Below are 26,536 nucleotides of genomic sequence, written 5' to 3' on the forward strand. Positions count from 1 at the left end.
TCGAGCCGTTAGAAGAACCTGTTGTTTCTCTAAAAAGCTTGATAATCACTTTAAAGTCTTTGATTTGGTGTTCTTTTATATCAATTATGGCTATGTCTGATGCCAGCATACTTTCTGATACACCACCCTTTATTTAAAACTAAATGACCGTCTATAGACCATTACAGATTCTCATAATTCAAATTCCTATGATTCCCTACAGCTCAAAGTCATCAAAGTTACTGTCTGATAAATCCGAGTCGATTTGACCAACTAAATAAGAGCTGATTTCAGTCTCTTGCGGCGCGACCTGAACGTTATCAGACGACAGCCAAGTATTGATCCATGGAATTGGATTTGACTTAGAATTCGGGAACGCTGATGGCAAGCCAACTGCTTCCATACGCAAGTTAGTGATGTATTCTATATATTGGCAAAGAATGTCTTTATTCAGCCCAATCATCGAACCATCTTTAAATAAATAGCCTGCCCATTCTTTCTCTTGCTCAGCCGCCTTACGGAATATCTCAATGCTTTCTTCATAGCAGTCATTGGCAATCTCGACCATTTCTGGATCATCTTTACCGTTACGCATGAGGTTTAGGATATGCTGCGTACCGGTTAAATGTAGCGCTTCATCACGGGCGATAAGCTTGATAATCTTGGCATTACCTTCCATTAGCTTACGCTCAGCAAACGCAAACGAGCAAGCAAACGACACATAAAAACGAATGGCTTCTAATACGTTGACCGCCATGATGCACAGATAAAGCTGCTTTTTCAGTGAAGTTAAATCAACCGTAACTTGCTTGCCATTAACCGTATGCGTACCTGCGCCATATAAGTTATATAGCTGAGCATTGTAATAGAGGTCATCATAATATTTTGCAATATCAGAGGCGCGCTCTAAAATATGCTCATTAGCCATGATGTCATCGAACACGACGCCTGGATCGTTGACGATGTTACGAATGATATGGGTATAGCTGCGGGAGTGAATGGTTTCAGAAAACGTCCACGTCTCAATCCAGGTTTCAAGCTCTGGAATAGAAACCAAGGGTAGTAGCACGACGTTTGGACTGCGACCTTGAATAGAGTCGAGTAGGGTTTGGTACTTTAGGTTGCTAATAAAGATATGTTGCTCATGCGAGGATAGATTACCGTAGTCAATACGATCGCGCGAGACATCGACTTCTTCTGGACGCCAAAAAAACGACAGCTGCTTTTCAATCAATTGCTCAAAGATAGGATGCTTTTGTTGGTCATAGCGAGCAACGTTCACCGGCTGACCAAAAAACATCGGTTCTTTCATAGCGTCATTTGGCGTTTGGTTAAAAATCGAGTAAGTCATGGGGGATGCCTTTTTAAATCATTCTAAATTAGGGTTTACGAGTAAGTAAGCTGTCATATACTTTGTTGTTTTCTCTTTTACCTACAGCTAATACATATACAACTACGATATCATCATTCACGCTATAGATTAGTCGATAGCCTACAGAACGTAGTTTAATCTTATAAGTATCCATGTGCCCTGACAATTGTGATGCAGGGATACAAGGATTTAATAATCGTTGCTCTAATTTCTTTTTAAACTGTTGCTTGATATTTGGTGCAAGATTTTTCCATTCTTTTAACGCTAAAGGGTGAAACTCAAGATCATAAGTCATCCAATGTTACCTTTATAGGTATTTGGCCATCATTCATTCGCTCTTTAACTGTTTGAGCTAATGCCATATCGTCCATTGCTTCCATCATACGCTCGAAGACATCTGTCGAAACCAAGTAAGCCACGGGTTTATTGTGGTTTAAAATAGCAATAGACTCACCATCTGACTGCTTAATCAGTGCTGAAGGGTTGTTCTTTAACTCTGAAATACTGGCTGTTTGAGTCGAAAATATAGGTTGCATAGTCAATTCTCCACTAATAATATGTCCTAAATATAGAGACAATATTAGCACGAAAATTAGGTCTTATTTGTTAAGATATTAATTGCAAAATGCGTTATAAGTTTTCTAAAGATATTTGTACAGGCACTTGTCCCTCATTCATATAAGCTTTAAATATCTCGCTTAGCTCGACATCATCTAATGCTTCTAATTCATCAAGAGCACTCTTGCGCAGCGTACCTAAACCAACGTCTTGAAGTTCTTTCGATGATTGCTTTGGCGTCTGTTTCTTCACTGTTTTTTTGAGTTGTTTTGGGGCTTGTTTCTTTGGTTCTTCGTTAGAGCTTAATTGCTCACGAACGTCTTCAATATCGACGGTTACTTGTACCATATGCGCGTGACCATCGTTTAAGTCTGAAAATACGTTAGGGATAAACAAACCACCGTCTTTGATGATTGCGGTATATTGCACGTCTATGACCTCCGTCGTTTTTATTCTTTATATGACTTTCAATTATAGCTGTAAAGCCAAAGTGTTTTCGTTTGATAGTATGAAACTTAAGTAGCCAATCCCGCCTACCGCTTGTATCTGCCTAGCCGCTGGCGTGCAGTCTATCGTGTCTGGTCGCATTCCTGTTGTCTCGATACTACGCCCAGTCATGGACTGCATCGCCATCGTCGTTAGCAGGATACCGCTACAGTCGGGGCTAAACTACCTTGTTAGGGCGCGGCTGTTCTTTCTAAGCAAAATTATTATTTAAGGTAGGGTGCATTTTATGCACCTTTTAAATTCTTACATCTCATGGGTGCGCTTGGCGCACCCTACAATATTTGCCACCATTCTAAAGGTAAGTTGGTGTCGAAGGATTTTTTGTTATCGATTAAAACGTTGGGTGTCGGAAGTTCCATCCAACCTACGCTAGCTTATAGTGGATTACTTTTTGTTTCATCGAATAGGCTGTTAAACGTTATTTTAATGAAACTTGGCATTCTAGGATCAGAAAAGCTATAGCATCCTGGCGCTGTTTTATTAAGTATATTAGTATCACCGAATTTTTCCGAGAGTCTAGAAAGCCTTCTATTAATAGTACCAGAAGGTATATTCATACCGAATAACTCGTTTAGTTTATTAACAACTTCTTTGCTTCTAAAGTCTTTCTTATTACAGTGAGAAGTTGCTAGTAAAAGAAGCTTGTATTCGTTAGGCTTTTTTATATTTCTAAGCATATTGTCTAATGAGCTTAACAAAGTGCTCTCAGAGTCTTTTGAAGAACGAATTAATGCTTCGTTAAGTATAGGCTCTTCTATATGACTTTTGTTCTGCTCAATCGCAATCTCAGAGCATTTTAAACATATCAAATGAGTAAAATGGGGAAAGCCAGAGCTAATGTCTACGATTTTATCTACTACCTCATCATTAGGCTTTTTACCAATAGACTTCATACCATTTAAGACTATCTTTTTGATATCTTCATCTGACATTCTTTCTAGATGAATTTCTTTTAAGCATCTTTCAATTGACTTATGACCAGCCGTTAATTCGTTAGCTGTTTTCGCTATACCAATCAGTATTATTTTAAAACCAGAGTCAAAATCACTTAATAACTTTATTAGCTCGGCAAGTTTACGTTTATCTTCACTATTTGATAAGGTATCAACCTCATCTAGTAAAAGAATACCATCTAAGTCTTTTAATCTATCAGCTACCCAAGATGGAGAGTCGAGATTGGTCTGGCTCCTATGGTTTATATTAGTTTCGTGTTCGCTAACCAACTCGCCTTTGGCTACAGCTATATTGGCACTTGCAGTACTAGTATGTTTTACTCTTTTATTATCACCACTTTTAAAAATATTTACGCCAGCATCAATTAGTGGTTTGTGCAACAAAGTACTGAAAGTATCACTTCTGTCACAGCTTTTAGAGTATATCTTCCCTTTATTGAGGGCTTCATTAATTTTTCTCAGAATAAGATTACAAGTCGTTTTAGCCAATGAGGTTTTACCTACACCTCTATCTCCAAATAATAGAATATGTAGTCCAGGAGATGTTATTACTCCAATGATTCTTTTTACATCTTCATCTCGACCAAAAAAATGTTCTAACTGATTTATAGGAATATGAGGAGTAAAAACCTTTCGTACTCCACTTTTAATTATTTTAACTTCATCAGTTATACTTTGTTGAATATCAGACATCTGTGAACTCCTTGTAAACATATGATGCTCCTATATCTTACAAGCACCACCAGCACAATCATCTTCCATATCCGCTTGCGCATCATTCGCGCCATCACGAGTGTTGTGATAGTACAAGGTCTTCACGCCAAGCTTATACGCAGTCAACAAGTCTTGTAATAGCACTTTCATCGGTACGCGCTGACCTTCAAAGCGAGTCGGGTCATAGTTAGTATTGGCAGAGATACTTTGATCGACGAACTTTTGCATGATGGCGACTAATTTTAAGTAGCCGTCATTGTTCGGCATCTGCCACAGTAGCTCGTATTGACCTCTAAGCTTATCAATCTCAGGAACCACTTGCTTTAAGATCCCATCTTTTGACGCTTTAATAGACACCAGACCGCGTGGTGGCTCGATGCCGTTAGTAGCGTTGGCAATCTGACTAGAAGTCTCAGACGGCATCAAGGCGGTTAGGGTTGAGTTGCGTAGACCATGAGTGGTGATGTCTGTACGCAGGGTTTCCCAATCGAGATGTAGCGGCTCTTGGCAGATTTTATCCAAGTCCTTTTTATAAGTATCTATCGGCAAGATACCTTGCGAATAAGTGGTCTCATTAAAGGCAGGGCAGGCGCCTTGCTCTTTTGCCAGTTTATTTGATGCTTTCAATAAATAGAATTGAAGAGCTTCAAAGGTTTGATGGGTCAGACCTAATGCTGAGCCATCTGAATAGCGCACACCATTTTTCGCAAGGTAATACGCGTAGTTAATCACGCCTACACCCAACGTACGGCGGCGCATACTGCCATTTTCAGCCGCTTTAACCGGATAATCTTGATAGTCGAGTAGGGCATCAAGCGCACGTACGATTAGCTCAGCTGGCTCTTCGATATCGCTGACGTTATCAACTTTACCTAAGTTAACCGCAGATAGCGTACATAGCGCAATTTCGCCTTCCTCGTCATTGATATTATCAAGTGGCTTAGTCGGTAGCGCAATTTCCATACATAGGTTGGATTGGCGAATTGGCGCAACGCTTGGATCAAATGGGCTGTGAGTATTGCAATGGTCAACGTTTTGAATATAGATACGACCAGTACTGGCACGCTCTTGCATCATCAAGCTGAATAATTCAGTCGCTGGAATTTGGCGCTGACGAATTGATTTGTCTTGCTCGTACTTAGTATATAGCTCTTCAAACTTGTCTTGATCTTCAAAGAAAGCATCATATAAGCCAGGAACATCCGATGGTGAGAATAAAGTGATGTCTTGACCTTTAATCAAACGGCTATACAAAGTTTTATTGAGCTGAACGCCGTAGTCCATATGACGAACACGGTTGTCTTCAACACCGCGGTTATTTTTTAGTACCAATAGCGACTCAACTTCCAAATGCCATAAAGGATAGAATAAAGTCGCTGCGCCGCCACGGACGCCGCCTTGTGAGCAGCATTTGACAGCGGTTTGGAATAGCTTATAGAAAGGAATACAGCCAGTATGCTGAGCTTCACCGCCGCGAATAGGGCTACCAAGGGCACGGATACGACCAGCATTGATACCAATACCGGCACGCTGTGATACGTAGCGTACGATAGCGCTGGTGGTGGCGTTGATTGAATCTAGGTTGTCACCACACTCAATTAGTACGCATGAGCTAAACTGACGCGATGGGGTACGTACACCTGACATAATCGGCGTTGGCAAAGAGATTTTAAATTGTGAAGTGGCATCATAAAAGCGTTTTACGAAATCAAGGCGTTCCGATTTATCATATTTGCTAAATAAACACATACCGACCAGCATATATAAGAACTGCGGGCTTTCATAAACTTTTTTGGCCACACGATCTTGTACCAGATACTTACCGGCCATTTGCTCAACGGCAGCATAGGCAAGGTTCATATCACGCCAATGATCAATATAATCGTTTAATTCATCAAACTCTTCGCGGCTATAGTCCGCTAAGATATGCTCATCGTATTTACCAGCGTCAGTTAGCTTCTGTACATGGTCAAATAGGGGCGGTGGGGTAAATCTATTGTAGGCGATTTTACGCAAATGAAAAACAGCCAAACGTGCCGCTAAATACTGATAGTCAGGCGTATTTTCAGAGATTAAATCAGCCGCAGATTTAATAATAGTTTCGTGAATATCGCGAGTTTTGATACCTTCATAAAACTGGATGTGCGACTTAAGCTCGACTTGCGATACCGACACATTATCTAAATCGTCAGCTGCCCACGCGATGACCTTATGGATTTTATCTAAATCGATAGGCTCTAGACGTCCGTCACGTTTGGTCACTTGAATTTTATCGATATGTGTCATGCTGGCCTCTACTGTTGATTGCTAATATTGACATTGCGCAGATAAAATCTGGCAAGTATTTTTTATAAAGCTATAGCAGGTTGGTACGGGAGCTGTACTTTTTTTAAGCAAAAGGCTACCGCTGCTCATAGTGATGATAAAATCACTGAGCACTACATATAGCGTGTTTGTTCGTAAGTAGGCACAATATAGCCGGAATATTTTAAAAATACTATATTGATTTTATCAAAATTATATGTTGTGAGTAGACTAGAGAGGTCTGTTTGCGGCGTAAAGAACGATGGGGTAAGGGTTAGGCGTGTTTCGCTTAAATAATAAATTTTTTGTAAAAATCGATTATTATTTTCAGGCTACCATGCTAAATAATTTCTTATAGAAATTGCTACGGTAGTGGCAATAATTGCGGCGCTAATTGTACCTGAGACCACGAAAAATCGCCACCCATATGAGTGACGATTGTGGTTATTATAATAGCTGTTATTCTCAATATTATAGGTGATTTGACAACGTTAGATCAGCACCGTACGTATATTACAACGCTATAGGCAAATCACAGTGCCATACGGACGGTTTTCGCATTATCAAGTGACGCATAGAGGGTATTGACTTGTTCGACTGATGTTAAATACAGATTGACCCGTGCCGAGTGAAAACGTCCCGTTTTGGATGGTTTAACTTGGATAGAAGCCAAATCAAAATCAGGGAATTGACTGCCAAGAATCAGCTTTACTTCATTGAGTAAGCTTTCATGCTCGCCTTCATGACCGATAATGCTTAATGGATAGTCCATAGGGAAGTTCCACAGCTCAGGATTCTGAATATCGGTTTTTTTGCCTTTGATGTCATCGCTATTTAAAGAAATTTCACTGACATTGACTTCTTTTTTAGGGTCTTGTTGATTGTCACTCATTATAGAATCCTTAACGCTATTTGAAATTAGTTGTTTGAAAAATATGGGTTTAATTATATTTATTTGATGGTTCGATACTGCTTTGGTGGTTCAGTACTACTGTACTTAATGATAAGGCACAAAAAAGCTGAGACATGCTCAGCTTTTAGGGTTATATCTAGTACTAGACTGAAAGGTACTGTGCTTAAAAGCTAATACCTTTATAAGGACTTAGCTCCTTACTTTCAAGAACTAGTCATTTTCAAGGAATGAACGCAAGTGCTCAGAGCGTGAAGGATGACGTAATTTACGTAGAGCTTTTGCCTCAATCTGACGAATACGCTCACGAGTCACATCGAACTGCTTGCCGACTTCCTCAAGGGTATGATCGGTTGGCATATCAATACCAAAGCGCATTTTTAGCACGCGCGCTTCACGTTCAGTCAGATTGCCAAGGACATCACGAGTCGCTTCACGCAGACCCGCTGAGGTTGCATCATCAACGGGGCTAGAGATAGTTGAATCTTCTATGAAATCGCCTAAATGTGAGTCTTCATCATCACCGATAGGAGTCTCCATAGAGATCGGCTCTTTGGCAATTTTGAGTAATTTACGGACTTTCACTTCGTCCATCTCTAAGCGTTCGCCTAACTCTTCAGGCGTGGGCTCACGTCCCATCTCTTGTAATAGCTGACGAGAAACGCGGTTAATCTTGTTGATAGTCTCAATCATATGCACTGGAATACGGATAGTGCGCGCCTGATCTGCGATAGAGCGGGTAATCGCCTGACGAATCCACCAAGTCGCATAAGTTGAGAACTTGTAACCACGACGATATTCAAATTTATCAACCGCTTTCATTAGACCAATATTACCTTCTTGAATAAGATCCAAGAACTGTAGGCCACGATTGGTGTATTTTTTAGCGATAGAGATAACCAAACGCAAGTTAGCTTCGACCATTTCTTTCTTAGCGCGGCGAGCTTTCACTTCACCGATAGCCATACCACGTGCCACATCTTTCATATCATGAATTTCCATGTTGAGCTTATGCTCATAATCACGGATAGCACGTTGCAAAAGAATAACATCGTCGGTGACTTTTTCTAGCGTTGCAGCAAACGCCGGCTTACCTTTTAGACGCTCGGTGAGCCAATCAACGTTGGTTTCGTTACTTGGGAATGTCTTACGGAACTCTTCACGCGGCATACGACCACGGCGAATAACCAAGCGCATAATTTGGCGCTCTTGTTTGCGCACATCGTCATAAACGTCATGCATAATTGCCATGACTTGATCTGACAAGCGGTTATTGAGCTTAAGCATCATAAAGCGCTCGGCAAGCTGTTTGTAAGCTTCGTCAGCTTGCGTACTACCACGACCGAAATCTAGCAAGGCTTGTTTGGCAGTAATAAATAAACCTTCAATCTCTTCTAAGCGTACGCGCACTTCTTCTGGATCAATACCGCCGGTTTCTTCTTCCTCTTCTTCAGTGTCTTCTGCTTCGTCGTCCTCTTCAGCGTCAGCCTTAGCGGACACTTTAGGATTGACCTTTGGCTTAATAACAGGGATTTTTTCTTCTTTGGCAGCCGCTTTGTCTTCATCAGTTTCGGGATCTAAAAACCCAGTGATAACATCGGAGAGCTTTTTGTCGCCATCTAATACGCGCTGATATTCATCAAGCACATATTGCACTGTTCCTGGCCAATAAGACATCGCATGCTGAACATCACGAATACCTTCTTCGATACGCTTGGCAATGACAATCTCGCCTTCACGCGTCAGCAAATCAACCGTTCCCATCTCACGCATATACATACGCACAGGGTCAGTAGTACGACCTGGCTCGGTTTCAACAGCAGCCAATACCGCTGCTGCCTCGTCAGCCGCCGATTCATCATCACTTGAGTCATCGTTCATCAAAATGTCATCAGCATCAGGTGCGGACTCAAATATCTTAATGCCAACGTCCGTTAACATCTGGACGATATCTTCGATCTGATCGCTTTCGGTAATGGAGTCGGGCAGCTGGTCGTTCACCTCAGCATAGGTCAAATAGCCTTGCTCTTTACCCATTTGGATCAAGGTGGCCAGCTGAGACGTGGACTTAGAAACTGACTTATCGTTCATAAATACTCACTTTGTTTGCGTCGGACATTTTCGTGATATGACGGGCTACTGCTTGCTCAGTGCGCTGATCTAATCAACAGATTGATCACAAAAAAGCGTAGGGGTTGTCAATAATAACAAAAATGAATTGATATGAATAAAGGTTCAAAAAACGTCAATAAAAACACTCAAAAAACGGCTAAAAATTAAAAGCCTAAAAAATATCAAAAATAATAGGGTCTAATATTGCTGTCAATATAACCGCGGCACAGTTTAACACAGACCACAGTAATCAAGCACAATGTCACTGCTAAACGTTCAACAAGATGACTCTGACGATTGCTAACCATAATCATAAATAATGGGGTCAATATACCTTAATTTAAAGGGCGAGCACATTATAAACAAAAAGTTAACCCTAAAAAGTTAATATTAAATATCAGTTTTTACTATTAATGAAATAAAAACTGGCAAAACGATGTAATAACATTGCTATATAGAGCTATCTACATAAAGCCATTTATATTAAACACTGATCATTTGCGCCGATTGTTCTGCTTGCTGTGCCCGTAACCAGTTGCTTAATAACTGCGCCTGAATGCGTACGATAGTTGCCTTGATATGATCAGGATTTTTTACCAGCTCTTGTATTTTTTTCTTCATGTTACGTTCTAAGAGTTGACTCACTAAATTTTCAATCTGCTCATCAAGGCTTAAAATATTCCTAGTGATAAGGGTTTTATAAAATGATCCCCAATTGCGGCTAAGTCCTTCTTGAGTTGAAGGCTTTAAGTTAGACAATACAAAATGTGCGGCGGCGTTAGCATCTGGCGGTAAATAACTTAGGCAGCGCTTAATGGTGCTGACCACATCCAGTAAGGCAGTATCTTGCAAGTCTTCCCAAGCTAATGGCCGTAAAGCATCAGGAGAGGCTTTTTGCTTGATATGCGCGGGTAGGTTCAAGCCATCAATACCAGCTTGTTGCCAAATCGACTCAATCGGATCATCCGTTAGCGCGCGCGGCTGAAACAAAAAACACAGTTGTAATTGCTGGCTGATGGTCATATCCCCATCGAAGTCTAGCAGCGCATCTTTTGCTTCAATATTTTGACTGCGCTTGCCACCCAGTTTTTGATAAATGTCATTATTGAGCAGGTAACGAAAGCTGCTACCTTTAGGTAATGAGGTCGTCAGCGTGCGCACTTGCGACATCAGCTTGGCTTTACCTTCTGCCAAAGTTAAGTCGTAGCGCTCACTTAAATAAGCAAAAATATACTGCGATAGCGGCATGGCATTGGTAATCTGCTCACGCATAGCCTCTGCGCCATGACTTTTAATAAAAGTATCTGGATCATGATTATTGGGCAGGGACAAAAACCTCAGTTCTTTATCATCACCAAGTACAGGTAGACTGACTTCAAGGGTGCGCCAAGCGGCTTTTTGTCCGGCACTATCGCCGTCGAAGCTTAAGGTCAACGTAGGATTTAGAGTCAATAGACGTGATATTTGAGCTTCATTAATGGCCGTGCCCATTGAGGCGATCGCGCCATAGATACCAGTTTGGTATAGGGCAATCACATCCATATAACCTTCTACTACTAACCAGCTATTAGCACGCTGCTGGCGGGACTCATAATAGCCATATAATACATGCTGCTTATGAAAAACGGGCGAGTCTGAAGAGTTAATATATTTGGGTTTTACTTCATCATCGAGCGCTCGGCCACCAAAGCCAATAGTACGACCTTGGTTATCACGAATTGGAAAGATAACCCGATCACGCAGCAAGTCATAATCACGTCCAGACTCTGATTGGCGCACCAAGCCTAAGGCTTTAAGTCCTTCTATATCTTGCGGAAATTGATGCTCAAGATGTTGCCAACCGAATGGTGCATAACCCAGCCCAAAGGTCTCTAAACTTTGCTCGGTGACACCGCGCGTGGCAAAATAGTGCTTAGCGTGAGGATGGGTGGTTAGATTGTGCTGATAAAACTGCTGAATTTGGGTCAATAACTCATATAAATTACCGTCTCTATCGGTGGCGGCATTGTCTACATTTGAGCTTATGGATTCAGCGTCATCTGTCAGCCATGCTGGCGGACTGCTATTATGATCAGTGCCGTCATAATCAGTAGCATAAGGTATGTTAGTGGGCAGGTTGTTGTCACTGGCATTGTCATCATAGGCGTACTGATCCTCATACTGAGGATAGTCAGGCGGGTTACTGGCTGCTATCGACTGTCCCTCTGAGGGTATAACAGGCGTTGCTGGTTTTGCTGTGGGCTTAACTATAGGTTTAGTAACCGGTTTAGGTTTGCTACGCTGATAGCTGACATTTTGCTGTTCTTCTTGCGGTACTTCAATGCCTGTTTGCTTTGATAGCTCATTGACCGCTTCGATAAAGGTTAAGTTCTCATAGTCACGCAAAAAGCTGATGGCATTACCACCCACGCTACAGCCAAAGCAATGATAAATGTTTTTTTGTGGATTGACATAGAACGAGGGCGACTTTTCACCATGAAACGGACAGCAGCCTTTATATTCACTACCGGCGCGTTTGAGCGCGGTATGACGACCAATAATGCTGATCAGGTCAGCTTGGCTATTTAGTTGTTCAAGAATATGGTTTGGAATGCTCATGGAAAAAATATTTTACCATAGGATGCTGAGGGATACTTGAAGACAGAAAAATAAGGCCAACCATATCGTTGACCTTATTTTCTAATAGCGTTTATTTATAATGCAGGGACTTCTTTATGAACTGCTATAGTTAACAAGCCCTAATGTTAAAATTAATCATCTTCGTTCATATCGTCACTATCAGAATCAATAGGTGGCAAGGAGATGCTATCGCGGCTGTCATTAAGTAACGTAGTGCGGCGCGTAGGATTGATGTTTTGCGGATCAACCTCAGCTTCTCTAGCGGCGGCGATGGCACTACCTTGTCCAGAGACTTGCTCGGTTGAGCTTTCAGGTAATCCTAAACCGAGATTGATGCCCCTTTGGCGGGTAGGTGTACTGCTAGCAGTGGGAGCTGCGGCATTGTCGGCAGGCAATCTAAGCTGGGTGGCGGTACGAATCATCTGCGTTTTAGTCGCACCCGTATACTGACCTGCTATGTTCGATGCATCTTGCATGCTGGAACGTCCAAGCTGACCAAAGGTCAATTTATTCAACCAAGTGCGATCGCCTTTGGTATCAAGCTTGACGCGTCCGTCATTGGTCAGCATGTTAGGATAGTTGATTTGTAGCAAGGTTTTGTACTCTTGTGCTAAATCTGTCAGCCCCAATTTTTGATGGCTATAAGCAAGGATAGCAATGGCTTCAGGCATAGAATCGCTCAACGGATAATACTGAAATACCCATTTAGCACGGTTGACAGCAGCGACATAAGCTTCACGCTCAATATACCAATTGGCCGCAGTTAGCTCACTTTCGGCAAACTGATTATAAATAAACGTCATACGTTGGGCAGCATCTGGCGCATAAGCACTGTTTGGATATTTATTAATAAGCTCTTGGAAGTTGGCAAAGGCGATACGCAGATAAGCGGTATCACGTTCGGCCTGATTGGTCTTGAATAGTTTGATGCCTTCAGATGAGCCTTGCATATTGGCCACACCGCGTACGTAATAGGCGTAGCTGACTTGCGGGTTAGACGGATACAGGCTGATAAATCGATCAGCGCTGGCGGCGGCCGTTTCGTAATTGCCACTTTCATATTGGGCATACATCGTATCGAGCAGTGCTTGTTCGGCGTATTGTCCGGTAGGATAGAAGGTACGCAAGTTAGTGAGGTCTTCAATAGCTTGGGTATAACGTCCTTTATCAATCTGAGTAATGGCGTCACTGTAGTAACCTTGCTCTGACTTCTCGGCGGTTTCAACCGCATCGACGTCTTTACCGGTCAGGTTTTTAAAGGTTTGACAGCCGACTAGGCTTACGCTTAGCGAAAGCAGAGTTACTGAGGATAGTTTGATAAACGTGTTGCCAATAGGGCGCATACTTCTTCTCCGACACAAGACGCATAATAGCAGCGGCGCTATCACACTATATAACAGGTTAATGATAAAAAGGCGATGATCACGGTAACGATAGACTGTCTATCATTGGGTGTGCTTATTATTACACGTGTCTATTGATTAAAAGAGTCTATTAATTATAAAATTCTATATTTGACATAAACGTAATTAAACATACTTTTGATTGGATTTAACTTTGAACAAATTTCAATCAAATACAGTGCCATAGCATACAGCAAAATCTTAACCAATTTATATAATAACTTGCGACTGGTCTACTTTTTCGTTATCTATTTTGTAGTTATCTAGCCAGCAAGTCCTCAAATTCTATAATGAGTTGAGTTTTTACGCCCCTTGCTTAAAGTAGTAGCTGCATTTTTATTAACTGACTGCTATTAATTAACTGTTATTAACTGAATAGACCGCAAGAGAGCTATTTAGCAATAAGCGAGCTGTTTAAAATAGCTGTTTGTAGTCTAGCATGGGCGGCTTCAACGGGCGATGACAAATGCCGCCAGCGTTGATAAATATACAGTAAATTAACCTCAATGTTGTATTGCAGAGAGTTAATAGCTTATCATCAGGACGCTAGATGATGAGTAACAAATGACAGATAACGGTTAGCTACTATAGGGCTTGAGCACTTGGCATGGTACACTATAGCGACCTTAGACCTGCTTTTTTTTGGCTGTTTTTATTTTCAATAGTCAGCTAATGGCCTATCTGTTTTCTTATAAAGCTCACCTTGGTGACTTTGCCACGTATGAATCTGCTATGAATAATGATGCTATGACCAAAAATTTAACGCCTAGTCCGTTGCTAGATAATGATTTATCAGCGCAAGAGTTACCCGTGCAGGATGAGTTGCTAAACGACAATGAAGCACGTGACGATGAGTTGCTTGATAGTGACTTAATAGAAAGTGACTTAATAGAAAGTGACTTAATTGACAGTGAAGACGATGACGATGACGATAATGATGATGGTGACGATTCATCTGTAGCTGGACAAGCAGTGCCCGAAATAATTGATATGACTCATACGGTGACTGAGGAAGAATCCGGTCTACGTATCGATAAACTGGCCTCGCAAGTGTTTACGGATTTTTCACGTGCGCAGCTACAAGGTTGGGTCAGTGATGGCAGTTTACTCTGTAACGATAACACGCAAAAGCCTAAGTACCGCGTTAAAGTCGCAGACGTTTTACATCTGTCCACGACCTTACAGCAGCATAGCGAAGATCAGCCAGAAAATATAGATATTGATGTTGTTTACGAAGACGATGCGGTATTGGTCATTAATAAACCAGTAGGCATGGTCGTGCATCCGGGTGCGGGTAATCAGACGGGCACGCTAGTTAACGCGCTGCTGTACCATTATCCGCAGCAGCATCATTTGCCACGGGCAGGCTTGGTACATCGTATTGATAAGGATACCTCGGGGCTGTTACTGATCGGTAAAACCAAACCGGCGCAGATGGCCTTGATGGCGCAGCTCAAAGATAAGTCAGTTTATCGTCACTATCAATGTGTGGTAGCAGGTGATCAGGCCAGTCTAATGCGCAATCGGCGCATCGATGCGCCGATTGGTCGCCATCGTAACCAACGCACCAAAATGACCGTAATGACCGCAGGACGTGAAGCCGTCACGCATTTGTTAGATATTACTCCGTTAAATCACAATTATTGTTTATTGGATGTGGGACTTGAAACCGGACGGACGCATCAAATCCGTGTGCATTTGAGTCATATCAGTTATCCAATAGTGGGAGACCGTGTCTATGGCGGTCGCAGGCAGTTGCGAGCAGGGCTGACAGAAGAGCAGCGCAATGCCATTAGTAACTTTTCGCGGCAAGCGTTGCATGCTTACGCTTTAGGTTTTGTCCATCCGACGACGGGTGAGGATGTTAAAGTGACTACGCCTATTCCTGAAGATATGCAAAAGTTGATTGCGGTGTTAAATGATGGTTATTATTCTGAATAAAAAGCGTTAAGTATAAAAAGCTAAATCAGCTGCGATGAACTAAGAGTGATGAATAAGCCATGACTAATAAGCTTCCGATGACACTACTGGCACAGCTGGACGACGTAGCTGTTTTTCAAACAGCGGCTTTTGCAAGCGCTGATGTTGAAAGTTTAGATGTTGAAGGTATTGGCTTTGAAAGCATAAGTTTCAACAAGGCTGACCAGAAAATGCGTCAATCAGAGCAGGCGAGTTATGGTGAGTTGAATCTAGGTTTGCATGTCAGTGACGATACCGTGCAAGTATTAACCAATCGTATGCGTCTGTTAGCGGCTATTAATGAGCAACTAAGTGCTCAACCGCTAACGCCACAACGTGCGCCTACTACTAGCTTGCACTGGATGAATCAAGTCCATAGCAAACAAATCTATGACGTTGATAGTACGCCCTTTAGTATGCAACCCGTAGACGCTGATGCAATGATCAGTCAGCAAGGTAATCTGGGGCTAGCGGTGATGACGGCTGACTGTGTGCCTATTGTCTTATATCAACCGGCAAGTGGACAAATAGCAGCCATTCACGCTGGCTGGCAAGGGCTTGCCTGCGGCGTTATTAAAGCGACGGCTGAGCGCTTTAGTGCAACTGGGCAGATTATGGCATGGATTGGGGTCTGTGTTAGCCAAGCAAACTATGAAGTTGGCACCCATGTCCGCGACCAGCTGCTGGCTGGTTGTCAAGAAAACAAATCCTTAGCACAGTCAAATATTGATAATTTCGAGCAACTGTATGCTGTGGATTCTCAATCTGACGTTGAACCTAATGTTCAGCCTGATGATTGTATAGAGCTTGGGCACTTACATAAGACAGTTGATAAATTATCAAATATCGCTAAAGTAAGCACGAGTAAAGTAAAGCTGAACTTACCGAAGCTTGCTGTTGACCAATTGAAAAATGCAGGCATTACCGTGAATACTGCTATGCCTATAGAGTGCAGCTATGCCGATACGCGCTATTATTCGTATCGGCGTCAGACTCATTGGCAACAGCTGGCAACAGGACGGATGGCATTGATTATCGTGCGTCGTCCTTCTATAGCCGCCATTTAGATCATTACCTTTATTTTATTAATGTTTACCGAATTAATCACCTATTATTAGAGTTTGTATGAATACATCTGTAGCGCCTTCTGTACAACCTTCTCACGTCGCAACTACTGATAACGTGCCTAGCGTAACGATAGCCGTTATTTATCACAGCAATTATGGTCATACCAGGCGCGTTGCTGAAGCAGTAGTCAGAGGCGCACGCCAACAACTACCAGAATCTCAGGCCAAAGCGATAGACATCCATAAGGTAGATTGGGATTTTATTGATGAAGCAGACCTACTGGTCTTTGGTAGTGCGGTATATATGGGTAGCGTGACTGCTGAATTCAAAACTTTTATGGATGAGACCTCAAAGCGTTGGTACCAAAGGAAATGGGAAGGCAAGTGGGCGGCAGGCTTTGCCAACTCGGGCGGACTTAGTGGTGACAAACTGGCTGTCTTGCAGCAGATTTGTCTATATACTATGCAGCACGGCATGAACTGGATTGGGTTGCCGCTGATGCCTACTGGACATAATGATCATGACTTAAATCGCCTGTCCAGTTTTTTAGGACTGATGACCCAGTCAATCGACGCGCCACCTGAGGAATCGCCGGGTAAAGGAGATATCGATACCGCTATTTGGTTTGGTGATCATTTGGCTAAAACCATTATCAAGCACCAGCCAACAGTATCAGCACCGTAAAAGTAAGTTCGCATTAAGCAGTTAATAAAAGTGTCATAAAAAAAGAGCAGATACCACTATTGGTATCTGCTCTTTTTTTTGCTCCATACAAACCATACAAACCATACAAACCATCTATTTATCCGCAGTACTTATTATCCGCAGCACTTATTCATATGAATTATCAACAGCATATTTATAAGCAGCCTTCAACGAGTATAAATAAGCTTTGAGCAAGTATTATAGTCAGTTAACAATAAAAGAGAGTCGTTTATAGCAGCGTGCTACTGGTATAAATTTTTCTTGCATGCTGTTCGCAAGCGGGACAGAGGCTGCAAAACGTTTGTTGCAGTAGCATCCCAGTAGCACTGTATCGTTTTAAACTGAATAGGCTATAGACTATTATTTTTGCCAGAGGGAGCCGTTACTGGAATAGGGCTATCGACAAACTGAAACAACGATTGGCAGCCTGTGAGTAGCGTCATCAGTATAAGCGCACATGTAAAAGTCAAAGTTTTCATAGTTGTTCTCAGCATAGCGTCACCGACCATAAGAACTATCAATAAAACCGACAATAAAAACCGACGATAAAATAAGTTACATCATAGAGAAGATACGATGTTAAGCAATAGTACGATTATATTAATTACGAAGATATTATCCATTAGTAGTAGCGAATATCAGTAGCGAACTTTCCTCGATATTAATACCAAACCTTATGCTAAGTTTTAGTTTTTAGACTCTAGAGTTTGTATCTATTATGTACATAAAAAAACGCAATACCAGCTATAAAATAATATTTTAGAGTTTTACTAACAATGCCTACTTAACAAGGCTTTAGAGCGTTTTGTTATCTTTCTAGTTTAATTACTGTTTATAAAGGGTTTATTAAATTCTACTTGTTTAATAGGTTATTAACTACAGCAAAAACTTGAAAACCGCATGCTGTTTAGGAGTTCATAGAGATTTTGTAAAAAAATGGGACTGATAAGTTACTATTTGAGTAATAAGCACGAAATAGTTTTACCTTAGTAGGGTAGATAGACATTCTTTGGCAACTATTTGTATTAGATACTGAAAATCAGACTCAATATTTAATGTTAAATATCAAGTGCTACAAAAGCACTAGATAACAACTAAAGCACCCCAGATGCCAGCTGTAACCAGCTATAAGAGGATATTATGAAGCCACTTTCTGTGATGTTATCAATGCTTGCTATTGGTATCACTTCCAGCGCCGCGATGGCTCAAAGCGCCAATCTCCCTAACGCCAGATTAGTCAATGCCAGCCTACCCAATGCTAGCTTACCTAATGTCAGCCCGGCCAATAGCGATTTGGTCAATCGAGGGGCGTATATCGCGCGTGCCGCTGATTGTATGGCCTGCCATAGTGAAGATTATGCTGGCGGCTCAGCGATTGAAACCCCAATGGGAGATATTTATTCTACTAATATCACCCCATCTAAACGTTATGGCATTGGTAAATATACTCAGGCGGATCTCAAAAAGGTCTTACAACAAGGTCGCACGCCAGATCATATGCTTTACCCTGCCATGCCATATCCGTCTTATAACGGTATGACCGATGAAGATATCAGCGCTTTGTTTGCTTATTTGCAGACAGTACCGGCAGTAGATGTTGCTCCTGACTATAAAACCGATTTACCATTTCCGTTTAACTTTCGTAGTTTAATGCTGGGTTGGAACCTCATTAATGTACCGTCTACAGAAAACCGTGATGGTCTGACTCAAACGCAGCAGCGCGGTGAGTATCTGGTTAATAATCTAGCGCATTGCGGCACTTGTCATACCCCGCGTAATAGCACTATGGGCTTTGATAAAGACATGTATTTATCAGGTGCGCCACTGGGCAATTGGTATGCACCTAATATTACTCCTGACGACTCTAGCGGCATCGGCAGTTGGAGTGAGCAGGATATGGTCACTTATTTGCGTACTGGTGAGCTAGATCAGCGCGCTTATGCTGGCGGGCCGATGGGTGAGGTGGTTACTCATAGTACTCGCTATCTAAAGGATGAAGACTTAGGGGCGATAGCCTCTTATCTAAAAGCCGTTCCTGCCATTCAAACGGATGACAAGGTCACTGCGGTTGATGTAGCCCGTTTACCAAGTCCAGCAAGTGAGTCGATTACTCATGACTTACTTGAGCAAAAGGACTATTTAGCACAAGCAAAAGCCAGTGTGGGTGCGGGTAGTAACTCACCAGAAGCGCTATATCTTGCCACTTGTGGTAGCTGTCATGGTGTGGACGGCTACGCGCAGCCTGATGCTCGCTATGCGCCTATCGTTGGTTTGAGTAGCATTCGCCGTGATAAGCCTGATGCGCTGATCAATGTCATTTTGTACGGAGTAGATAGTGGCTTAAATACGGCACCTAAAATGCCTGGGTTCTCAGAAGACTTAAATAGTGAGCAAATTGCCGGTATTGCTAACTATGTGCGCGTTAATTTGGGCGGTCTGGCTAACAGTGATGTCAATGCCGATGATGTCGATCGCGTCATGACTGCGGAACCTGAAAGGCCGTTCTTGATTAAACACGCAGGCTTGCTAGCGATTATTGGCATTATTGTTGCGATTATCATCATTGCATTCATTATTCGGGCAATCATGAGTTCGAGGCGTCGCCGTTAACTTATGCAGCTTTGATTTGAGCGTTTTAACTTATGCAGCTTTGATTTGAGCGTTTTAATTTATAAGCGCTCAGATTACACGGGAATTAATCCTACGACCATTTAATAAGAGCGGGACAAACGCTTCTAACAAAATACAGGGTAATGACAAGACGATAAGAGCTGCGATTTAGTCTCATAAGCTTAGCAGCTTTAATAAAGCTAGCATATAGCTAAAATAAAGACAGTCAACGTTTATCGCCAATGCACGAACGTCATACCATAAGGACACTATTATGAAAGACATGCTTCAATCACCCACGCGGCGTCAACTGCTCTCTATGATCGGTAAGACCGCTGGGGCAACCGCGATGTATCAAGCAATGACCACATTAGGATTTGCTTCAGAGTCGAGCTTTAAAGAATCAATGGATTTAAAAGGCGCGCCTGCGGGTGCCAGCATTGTCATACTTGGGGCAGGGTTAGGTGGCCTTACCGCTGCCTATGAGTTACGTAAAGCGGGATACCAGGTTAAAGTGCTTGAATTTCAAAACCGTGGCGGCGGACGCAGTTGGACGCTGAACAGTGGTGATGAATATACTGAGCTTGGTGGCGAAAAAGTGACCTGTGACTTTGAGGAAGGTAACTACTTTAACGGTGGGCCATGGCGTCTACCAAGCCATCATTATGCAGTGTTCCATTATTGCCGAAAGTTCGGCGTTGAACTGCAGCCGTTTATCCAGACCAATGACCGTGCTTATTTGCACCGTACTAATCATTTCGGCGGCGTACCGCAGCGTCTAGGTGATGTCAAAAACGACATACAAGGTCATGTCTCAGAGCTATTATCAAAAGCCGTCAACGTCGGTAGTCTTGATCGCTCGGTAAATACCGAAGACAAAGAGAAGCTATTAGAAGGTTTAAAAGGTTGGGGTGTTCTTGATAACGACTACCGTTATGTGACTAGCCACGCGACCAGTAAGCATCGTGGCTATAGTGTTTATCCCGGTGGTGGCTTGATGCCGAATTCTGAGCCATCGAGTACCTTACCCATGGATGAGTTATTGAACTCTGGTATGTGGTCGGATATTTATAACAATTATTCGGTTCACGTACACGAACCAACGATGTTTCAGCCTGTTGGCGGTATGGGTAAAATTGGTGATGCGTTCACTCGCGAATGTCGCGATATGATTGAATTCAATGCGAAAGTCACTAAAATTAATCAAGATGACAGCGGCGTAACCGTCGATTATGTGGATAGCAATAATCCAGACGGCGAAATCAAAACGGTTCGTGCTGATTGGTGTATTTGTACTATTCCGCTCAGTATATTGACCCAAATCGACATTAACGTTTCAGCCCCTATGAAAAAGGCGATGGCGGCAGTACCTTATGACACCTCTTATAAAGTAGGCTTAGAGTTTAATCGCCGCTTTTGGGAAGAGGATGAGTGGATTTATGGTGGAGTGACTTATACGGATATGCCGATTACCCAGATTTCTTATCCTTCGCAAAATATGTTTAAAGATGGTACCGGCGTACTGCTTGGCGCATATGGCTTTGGAGCTACCTCTTATAAATTTAATACCTTAACGCCGCAAGAGCGTATCAATGTCGCGCTCGCTTATGGTAAATATATTCATCCTCAATACCCTAAAGAGTTTCGTTCAGGTACTTCGGTAGTCTGGCATCGTATCCCGTGGACACTAGGTTGCTACGGTATTTGGAGTGAGTCAAGCCGCGATCAGTATTACGATACCCTATGTAGTATCGACAATCGCATTGTGTTGGCAGGTGAGCATTGCTCGCATATTCCCGCATGGCAAGAAGGTGCGATTTTATCTGGCATGGATACCGCAAAGCGTTTACACCAAAAAGCAAAAATGCTCGGTTAACCATCATAATAATAATTCAGAGGCTATCATGGACAATATAATTATGAAAAACATGACACCCAAGACGCTAGCTATGATGTTACTGAGTATCGTTGGCAGCACCGCTTTAATAGGTTGTAGTCAGCATACGGACGACAGCACAGAAACTATTGGTAGTAAGCAAGCAGCAGAACAGGTTGTTGACTATCAAGCAAGCCGTAATAACGGTGCGTGGGGCGGGGTTATTATGAGCCGCGATGAGCTCAGATCGCCACCGGCTAATATCGTTGATGCCAGCTCATTGCCAGCTATGGCAGACGATCCCAGTTTGGTAAAGTGGCGGGAAAAATTCGAAGGTATAGACGTAGAGAGCAGGTATGAAGGGGCAAACGCAGAGGCTAGATCTGCAGGTACAGATACAAGGACCGTGTTTGAAAATACAAACGGCTTTGTTACTACTAATGGTGAAAAACTCTATCACGACTCTTGTGCTGGCTGTCATATGCATGAAGGCCAAGGTGCACAAGGCGCAGGCTATTATCCACCACTTGCTGATAACAGCAAAATGCAGTCGAAATACTATATCATAGATATTTTAATTAATGGCTTTCGCGGCATGCCATCCTTTCATAGCATGATGAATGACGAGCAGATGGCAGCGGTTACTCAGTATGTGCATAGTGAACTGAATAACTTTACTGATACGGTGACTGCCGCTAATGTGGCACAACTACGTCACGACAATCCGCCGGGCACTGATCCTAGTGAATAAATATACAATGGCTAAGCGATAAAAATTTAATTACTCGATCAGTTTGATAAATTATATTTATAAAAAAGCACTCGATATCACTATTGTGTGCTTTTTTATTAGGTTCTTTATGATCAGAAATTAGCTCTTCAATAGAGATTGATAATCAAAAACGGCTTAGAATTTGCTCATAATCTAATATAAATTACCCTAATTATTTTGCTCATTTAGAATACTTCTTATTTTGATTTTTGTAAAAAAACGTGCATTACGAATAATTAAGCAAGCTATCTTATTCAAATAGTTTTATTTTAGTAAGGGTGATCTAATGTTATCTGCCAGTAATCAGTTTTTGCCAGCTCTATGAGGTCTATATGAAGCCATTTTCTATACTGTTGTCAGTAATTGCATTTAGTATGGCCTCCAGTACTGTAATAGCTGATGGCGCAATCCCTCCTAATGTTAGCTTACCCAATGTCAGCCCAGCCAATAGTGATTTGGCCAATCGCGGTGCGTATATCGCTCGTACTGCTGACTGTATGGCTTGTCATCGTGAAGACTATAGTGGTGGCGTTCCCATTGAAACACCCATAGGTAATATTTATTCGACTAATATTACCCCTTCTCAACGCTATGGTATCGGCAACTATACCGAAGCCGATTTTAAAAAGGTCCTGAAAAAAGGTCGCGCGCCCAATCATCAACTTTATCCTGCCATGCCATATCCGTCTTATCACGGTATGGTTGATGCTGATATCAGTGCATTATTTGCCTACTTTCAGACCGTACCCCCAGTAGAAGCGGCTCCTGAAAAAACCACTAAACTACCATTTCCATTAAGTATTCGTAGCTTAATGTTGGCTTGGAATGTTATCAATGTGCCCGCTACTGAAAATCGCCTAGGTCTCACCCAAACGCAGCAGCGTGGTGAATATCTGGTTAATAATTTAGAACATTGCGGCACTTGTCACACCCCGCGTAACATCACTCAGGGACTTGATAAGGACATGTACTTATCCGGTGCGCCGCTTGGTAAATGGTATGCGCCAAACATCACCCCTGATAATGACAGCGGTATCGGTCGCTGGAGCGAGCAGGATATCGTCACTTATTTGCGTACTGGAATGCTTGATAAGCGCGCTTATGCTGGAGGGCCTATGGCTGAGGCCGTCGCACACAGTACCCGTTACCTAACTGATAAAGACTTGAGCGCAATGGCCGCTTATCTAAAAGTAGTCCCTATTATCAAAACAGATGATTACCTAATACCGGTGAATGTCGCACGCTTACCAAGTCCAGTAAGTCGCTCTATTACCTATGATTTACTTGAACAAAAAGACTATTTAGCTCAAGCGAAAGCCAACACTACTACTAACAACGGCACTGTCGATAGCAACTCGTCAAAAGCGCTATATCTCGCTAACTGTGCCAGCTGTCATGGAGTGGACGGCTACGCACAACCTGATGCTCGTTACGCGTCTATCGTTGGACTCAGTAGTATCCGCCGTGCTAAGCCTGATGCACTGATCAACGTCATTGCTTATGGGGCTAAAGGTGCTTTGAATACAGCGCCTAAAATGCCCGGCTTCTCAAAAGAGTTAAGTCCTGTGCAGATTGCCAGTATCACCAATTACGTTCGTGTCAATTTCGGTGGTCTTACTAGTAGTGATGTTAGCGCCACTGAGGTTAAACGCATACTGAAGTAAGCGCTATTAACCCAGATATTAACCTTAGCTATAAAAATATAAGTCACTATCTGCGGTCAGGGACGAATGCTCTATTACAAGGACAATAAAATGAACGATCTATTTCAATCGCCCACACGAAGACAGTTGCTTACGATGATTGGTAAGACCGCTGGGGCAACCGCTATGTATCAGGCGATGACCACGTTAGGGTTTGCTTCCGAGTCTAGCTTTAAACAAGAAATGGATTTAAAGGGAGCACCTGCTGGTGCCAGTATTGTCATACTTGGGGCAGGGTTAGGCGGTCTCACCGCTGCCTATGAGCTACGCAAAGCGGGCTATAAAGTGACCGTCCTTGAGTTTCAAAATCGTGGTGGCGGACGCAGTTGGACATTGAATAGTGGTGATAAATATACCGAGCTTGGTGGCGGAGAAGTGACCTGCGACTTTGAAAAAGGTAATTATTTTAACGGTGGACCATGGCGACTACCGGTTCATCACTATGCTGTATTTCATTATTGTAAAAAGTTTGGCGTGGCATTACAGCCGTTTATACAAACCAATGATCGCGCTTATTTGCACCGTACCAATCACTTTAATGGTGCACCGCAGCGTTTAGGCGAAGTCCAAAGTGACATACGCGGTTATGTCTCAGAACTATTATCCAAAGCAGTTAATACAGGTGGTCTTGATACGACGGTAACTAAAGAGGATAAAGAGAAGCTGTTAGAAGGTTTAAAAGGCTGGGGCGTCCTTGATAACAATTATCGCTATGTTAAGAGCCACGAAACCAGCAAGCATCGCGGCTATAGTGTCTATCCGGGTGGAGGACTAATGCCTGATGCTAAGCCCTCGACACCGATACCAATGAATAAACTATTGGATTCGGGCATGTGGTCGGATATTTATGCCAATTATACCGTCTACGTGCATCAACCTGCGATGTTTCAGCCGGTCGGCGGTATGGGAAAAATCGGTGATGCATTCACTCGTGAATGCCGCGATATGATTGAATTTAATGCCAAAGTCACTAAAATCAATCAAGACGAGACTGGTGTCACGGTCGATTATATTGATAGTAATAGTTCTGACAGTGAAACTAAAACGGTGCGCGCGGATTGGTGTATCTGCAATATTCCACTATCAGTATTGACCCAAATTGATATTAATGTCTCAGCGCCAATGAAGCAAGCAATGGCGGCTGTCCCTTATGATACCTCTTATAAAGTGGGCTTAGAGTTTAAACGTCGGTTTTGGGAAGAAGACGAATGGATTTATGGTGGTATCAGCTATACCGATATGCCCATCTCCCAAATCTCGTATCCTTCACAAGATCTGTTCACTACTGGCTCAGGGGTGCTACTTGGTGCGTATGGATTTGGGGAATCTTCTTATAAATTTAATACGCTAAATCCAAAAGAGCGTATTAACGCGGCACTACAGTATGGCAAACAGATTCATCCGCAGTACACCAAAGAGTTCCGTTCCGGTACTTCAGTCGCATGGCATCGTATTCCATGGTCACTGGGCTGCTATGGTATTTGGAGTGAATCAAGCCGTGATCAATATTACGATACCTTATGTAGTATTGACCATCGTATCGTGCTGGCAGGTGAGCACTGCTCACACATTCCTGCATGGCAAGAAGGCGCGATTTTGTCAGGCATGGATGCTGCCAAGCGCTTGCATCAAAAAGCAAAAAAGCTCGGCTAGTAAGGTTAAAGATTAAGTAGAGGCAGTAACTAGTAAGAATGATAATAAATTCAGAGGCGACCATAGAGATGATGAAACCAAACCTGCTTACTGTGGTAATGATGTTGAGTGTCGGAGGAACCGTTGCGCTATCGGGCTGTAGTCGCTATAACAAAGATCAAACCGCTCATACAGCAGCCACCCTTGCTAATCTACAAGCAGCGCAAGTAGTATTTGATAATCAAGCCAGCCGCAATAATGGCGCATGGGGCGCAGTCTATATGTCTAAAGAAGAACTTAGATCGCCGCAAGACAATATCGTTAATGTCAGCTCGATACCAGCCATGGCAGAAGATGCCAGTATGCAAAAGTGGCTCGCAAAATTTGAGGGTAGCTTACAGGGTAAAACCGGATTTTTTACCACTAATGGCAAAAAGCTCTACGATGATTCTTGTGCTGGCTGTCATATGCAAGATGGTAAAGGCGCACAAGGCGCCGGTTATTATCCACCATTAGCTGACAACAGTAAGATGCAATCAAAATATTATATTATCAGCATTGTGATCAATGGCTTGCGCGGTATGCCCTCATTTCACAGCATGATGAATGATCAACAAATAGCGGCGGTCACCCAATATGTGCATAGTGACCTTAATAATTTTACAGATACGGTCACGGCTGCCAATGTCGCCCAGCTTCGTCATGGCTTCCCACCAGGTTCTGATCCTAGTGAGTAAAGCTAGGATATAGAAGCGACAAAAAATTATTTGCTTGCTTAAC

The 26,536-nt window shown here is 42.6% G+C and carries 20 protein-coding genes and 1 pseudogene; 10 read left to right on the forward strand and 11 right to left on the reverse strand.

What is annotated here, in order from left to right; genetic code table 11:
* Nucleotides 1-100: pseudogene (locus JMX97_RS03450) on the forward strand (IS1 family transposase); the annotation flags it as partial.
* Between the two features lie 96 nt (nt 101-196).
* On the opposite strand, the gene nrdB reads toward JMX97_RS03450, so the two are convergent.
* The 11 genes from nrdB to JMX97_RS03505 form a co-directional block, all read right to left on the reverse strand.
* Complete coding sequence (gene nrdB, locus JMX97_RS03455) at nt 197-1,330, reverse strand: class Ia ribonucleoside-diphosphate reductase subunit beta (protein WP_201555431.1); 1,134 nt, start codon at nt 1,328-1,330, stop codon at nt 197-199.
* A 28-nt stretch (nt 1,331-1,358) separates the two neighbouring features.
* Nucleotides 1,359-1,646, reverse strand: coding sequence for a type II toxin-antitoxin system RelE family toxin (locus tag JMX97_RS03460; RefSeq protein ID WP_201555432.1), 288 nt, complete (start codon nt 1,644-1,646; stop codon nt 1,359-1,361).
* On the reverse strand, nt 1,636-1,887 hold the full coding sequence (locus JMX97_RS03465) for a type II toxin-antitoxin system Phd/YefM family antitoxin (protein ID WP_201555433.1): 252 nt from the start codon (nt 1,885-1,887) through the stop codon (nt 1,636-1,638). Before JMX97_RS03465 ends, JMX97_RS03460 begins: the two co-directional genes overlap by 11 nt.
* 94 nt (nt 1,888-1,981) lie before the next feature.
* Complete coding sequence (locus tag JMX97_RS03470; protein WP_201555434.1) at nt 1,982-2,338, reverse strand: hypothetical protein; 357 nt, start codon at nt 2,336-2,338, stop codon at nt 1,982-1,984.
* Between the two features lie 42 nt (nt 2,339-2,380).
* Nucleotides 2,381-2,536 (reverse strand): hypothetical protein, encoded by a 156-nt coding sequence (locus JMX97_RS03475; RefSeq protein WP_201555435.1) that lies wholly within the window; start codon nt 2,534-2,536, stop codon nt 2,381-2,383.
* A gap of 254 nt (nt 2,537-2,790) precedes the next feature.
* Nucleotides 2,791-4,062: an AAA family ATPase gene (locus tag JMX97_RS03480; protein ID WP_201555436.1), complete on the reverse strand. Its 1,272-nt coding sequence runs from the start codon at nt 4,060-4,062 to the stop codon at nt 2,791-2,793.
* A gap of 30 nt (nt 4,063-4,092) precedes the next feature.
* Nucleotides 4,093-6,369, reverse strand: a complete 2,277-nt coding sequence (gene nrdA / locus JMX97_RS03485) for a class 1a ribonucleoside-diphosphate reductase subunit alpha (RefSeq protein ID WP_201555437.1) — start codon at nt 6,367-6,369, stop codon at nt 4,093-4,095.
* A gap of 550 nt (nt 6,370-6,919) precedes the next feature.
* Nucleotides 6,920-7,279 (reverse strand): YbeD family protein, encoded by a 360-nt coding sequence (locus tag JMX97_RS03490; RefSeq protein WP_201555438.1) that lies wholly within the window; start codon nt 7,277-7,279, stop codon nt 6,920-6,922.
* 231 nt (nt 7,280-7,510) lie between these two features.
* Complete coding sequence (rpoD, locus tag JMX97_RS03495; protein WP_201555439.1) at nt 7,511-9,388, reverse strand: RNA polymerase sigma factor RpoD; 1,878 nt, start codon at nt 9,386-9,388, stop codon at nt 7,511-7,513.
* 504 nt (nt 9,389-9,892) lie between these two features.
* Nucleotides 9,893-12,007: a DNA primase gene (locus JMX97_RS03500; RefSeq protein ID WP_201555444.1), complete on the reverse strand. Its 2,115-nt coding sequence runs from the start codon at nt 12,005-12,007 to the stop codon at nt 9,893-9,895.
* 152 nt (nt 12,008-12,159) lie between these two features.
* Nucleotides 12,160-13,371, reverse strand: a complete 1,212-nt coding sequence (locus tag JMX97_RS03505) for an outer membrane protein assembly factor BamD (protein WP_201555446.1) — start codon at nt 13,369-13,371, stop codon at nt 12,160-12,162.
* Nucleotides 13,372-14,163: 792 nt separating this feature from the next.
* Here JMX97_RS03505 and JMX97_RS03510 point away from each other — a divergent pair.
* The 9 genes from JMX97_RS03510 (at nt 14,164) to JMX97_RS03550 (ending at nt 26,493) form a co-directional block, all read left to right on the forward strand.
* The gene (locus JMX97_RS03510; RefSeq protein WP_227671538.1) at nt 14,164-15,372 is read left to right on the forward strand and encodes an RluA family pseudouridine synthase; all 1,209 of its coding nucleotides are present in this window, start codon (nt 14,164-14,166) and stop codon (nt 15,370-15,372) included.
* A 59-nt stretch (nt 15,373-15,431) separates the two neighbouring features.
* Nucleotides 15,432-16,457, forward strand: a complete 1,026-nt coding sequence (locus tag JMX97_RS03515) for a polyphenol oxidase family protein (protein WP_201555448.1) — start codon at nt 15,432-15,434, stop codon at nt 16,455-16,457.
* A 58-nt stretch (nt 16,458-16,515) separates the two neighbouring features.
* Nucleotides 16,516-17,142, forward strand: a complete 627-nt coding sequence (locus JMX97_RS03520; RefSeq protein ID WP_201555450.1) for a flavodoxin family protein — start codon at nt 16,516-16,518, stop codon at nt 17,140-17,142.
* A gap of 1,161 nt (nt 17,143-18,303) precedes the next feature.
* Complete coding sequence (locus JMX97_RS03525) at nt 18,304-19,773, forward strand: cytochrome c (RefSeq protein WP_201555452.1); 1,470 nt, start codon at nt 18,304-18,306, stop codon at nt 19,771-19,773.
* A 274-nt stretch (nt 19,774-20,047) separates the two neighbouring features.
* Nucleotides 20,048-21,649, forward strand: coding sequence for a flavin monoamine oxidase family protein (locus JMX97_RS03530; protein WP_201555453.1), 1,602 nt, complete (start codon nt 20,048-20,050; stop codon nt 21,647-21,649).
* Nucleotides 21,650-21,692: 43 nt separating this feature from the next.
* Entirely contained in the window at nt 21,693-22,400 is a 708-nt protein-coding gene (locus JMX97_RS03535) for a c-type cytochrome (RefSeq protein WP_201555454.1), read from the forward strand.
* A gap of 353 nt (nt 22,401-22,753) precedes the next feature.
* On the forward strand, nt 22,754-24,085 hold the full coding sequence (locus tag JMX97_RS03540) for a cytochrome c (protein ID WP_201555455.1): 1,332 nt from the start codon (nt 22,754-22,756) through the stop codon (nt 24,083-24,085).
* A gap of 90 nt (nt 24,086-24,175) precedes the next feature.
* The gene (locus tag JMX97_RS03545; RefSeq protein ID WP_201555456.1) at nt 24,176-25,777 is read left to right on the forward strand and encodes a flavin monoamine oxidase family protein; all 1,602 of its coding nucleotides are present in this window, start codon (nt 24,176-24,178) and stop codon (nt 25,775-25,777) included.
* 62 nt (nt 25,778-25,839) lie between these two features.
* The gene (locus JMX97_RS03550) at nt 25,840-26,493 is read left to right on the forward strand and encodes a c-type cytochrome (protein WP_201555572.1); all 654 of its coding nucleotides are present in this window, start codon (nt 25,840-25,842) and stop codon (nt 26,491-26,493) included.
* The last annotated feature ends 43 nt before the right edge of the window (nt 26,494-26,536 follow it).

The organism is Psychrobacter sp. 72-O-c, from assembly GCF_904846605.1.
Classification (GTDB): Bacteria; Pseudomonadota; Gammaproteobacteria; order Pseudomonadales; family Moraxellaceae; genus Psychrobacter.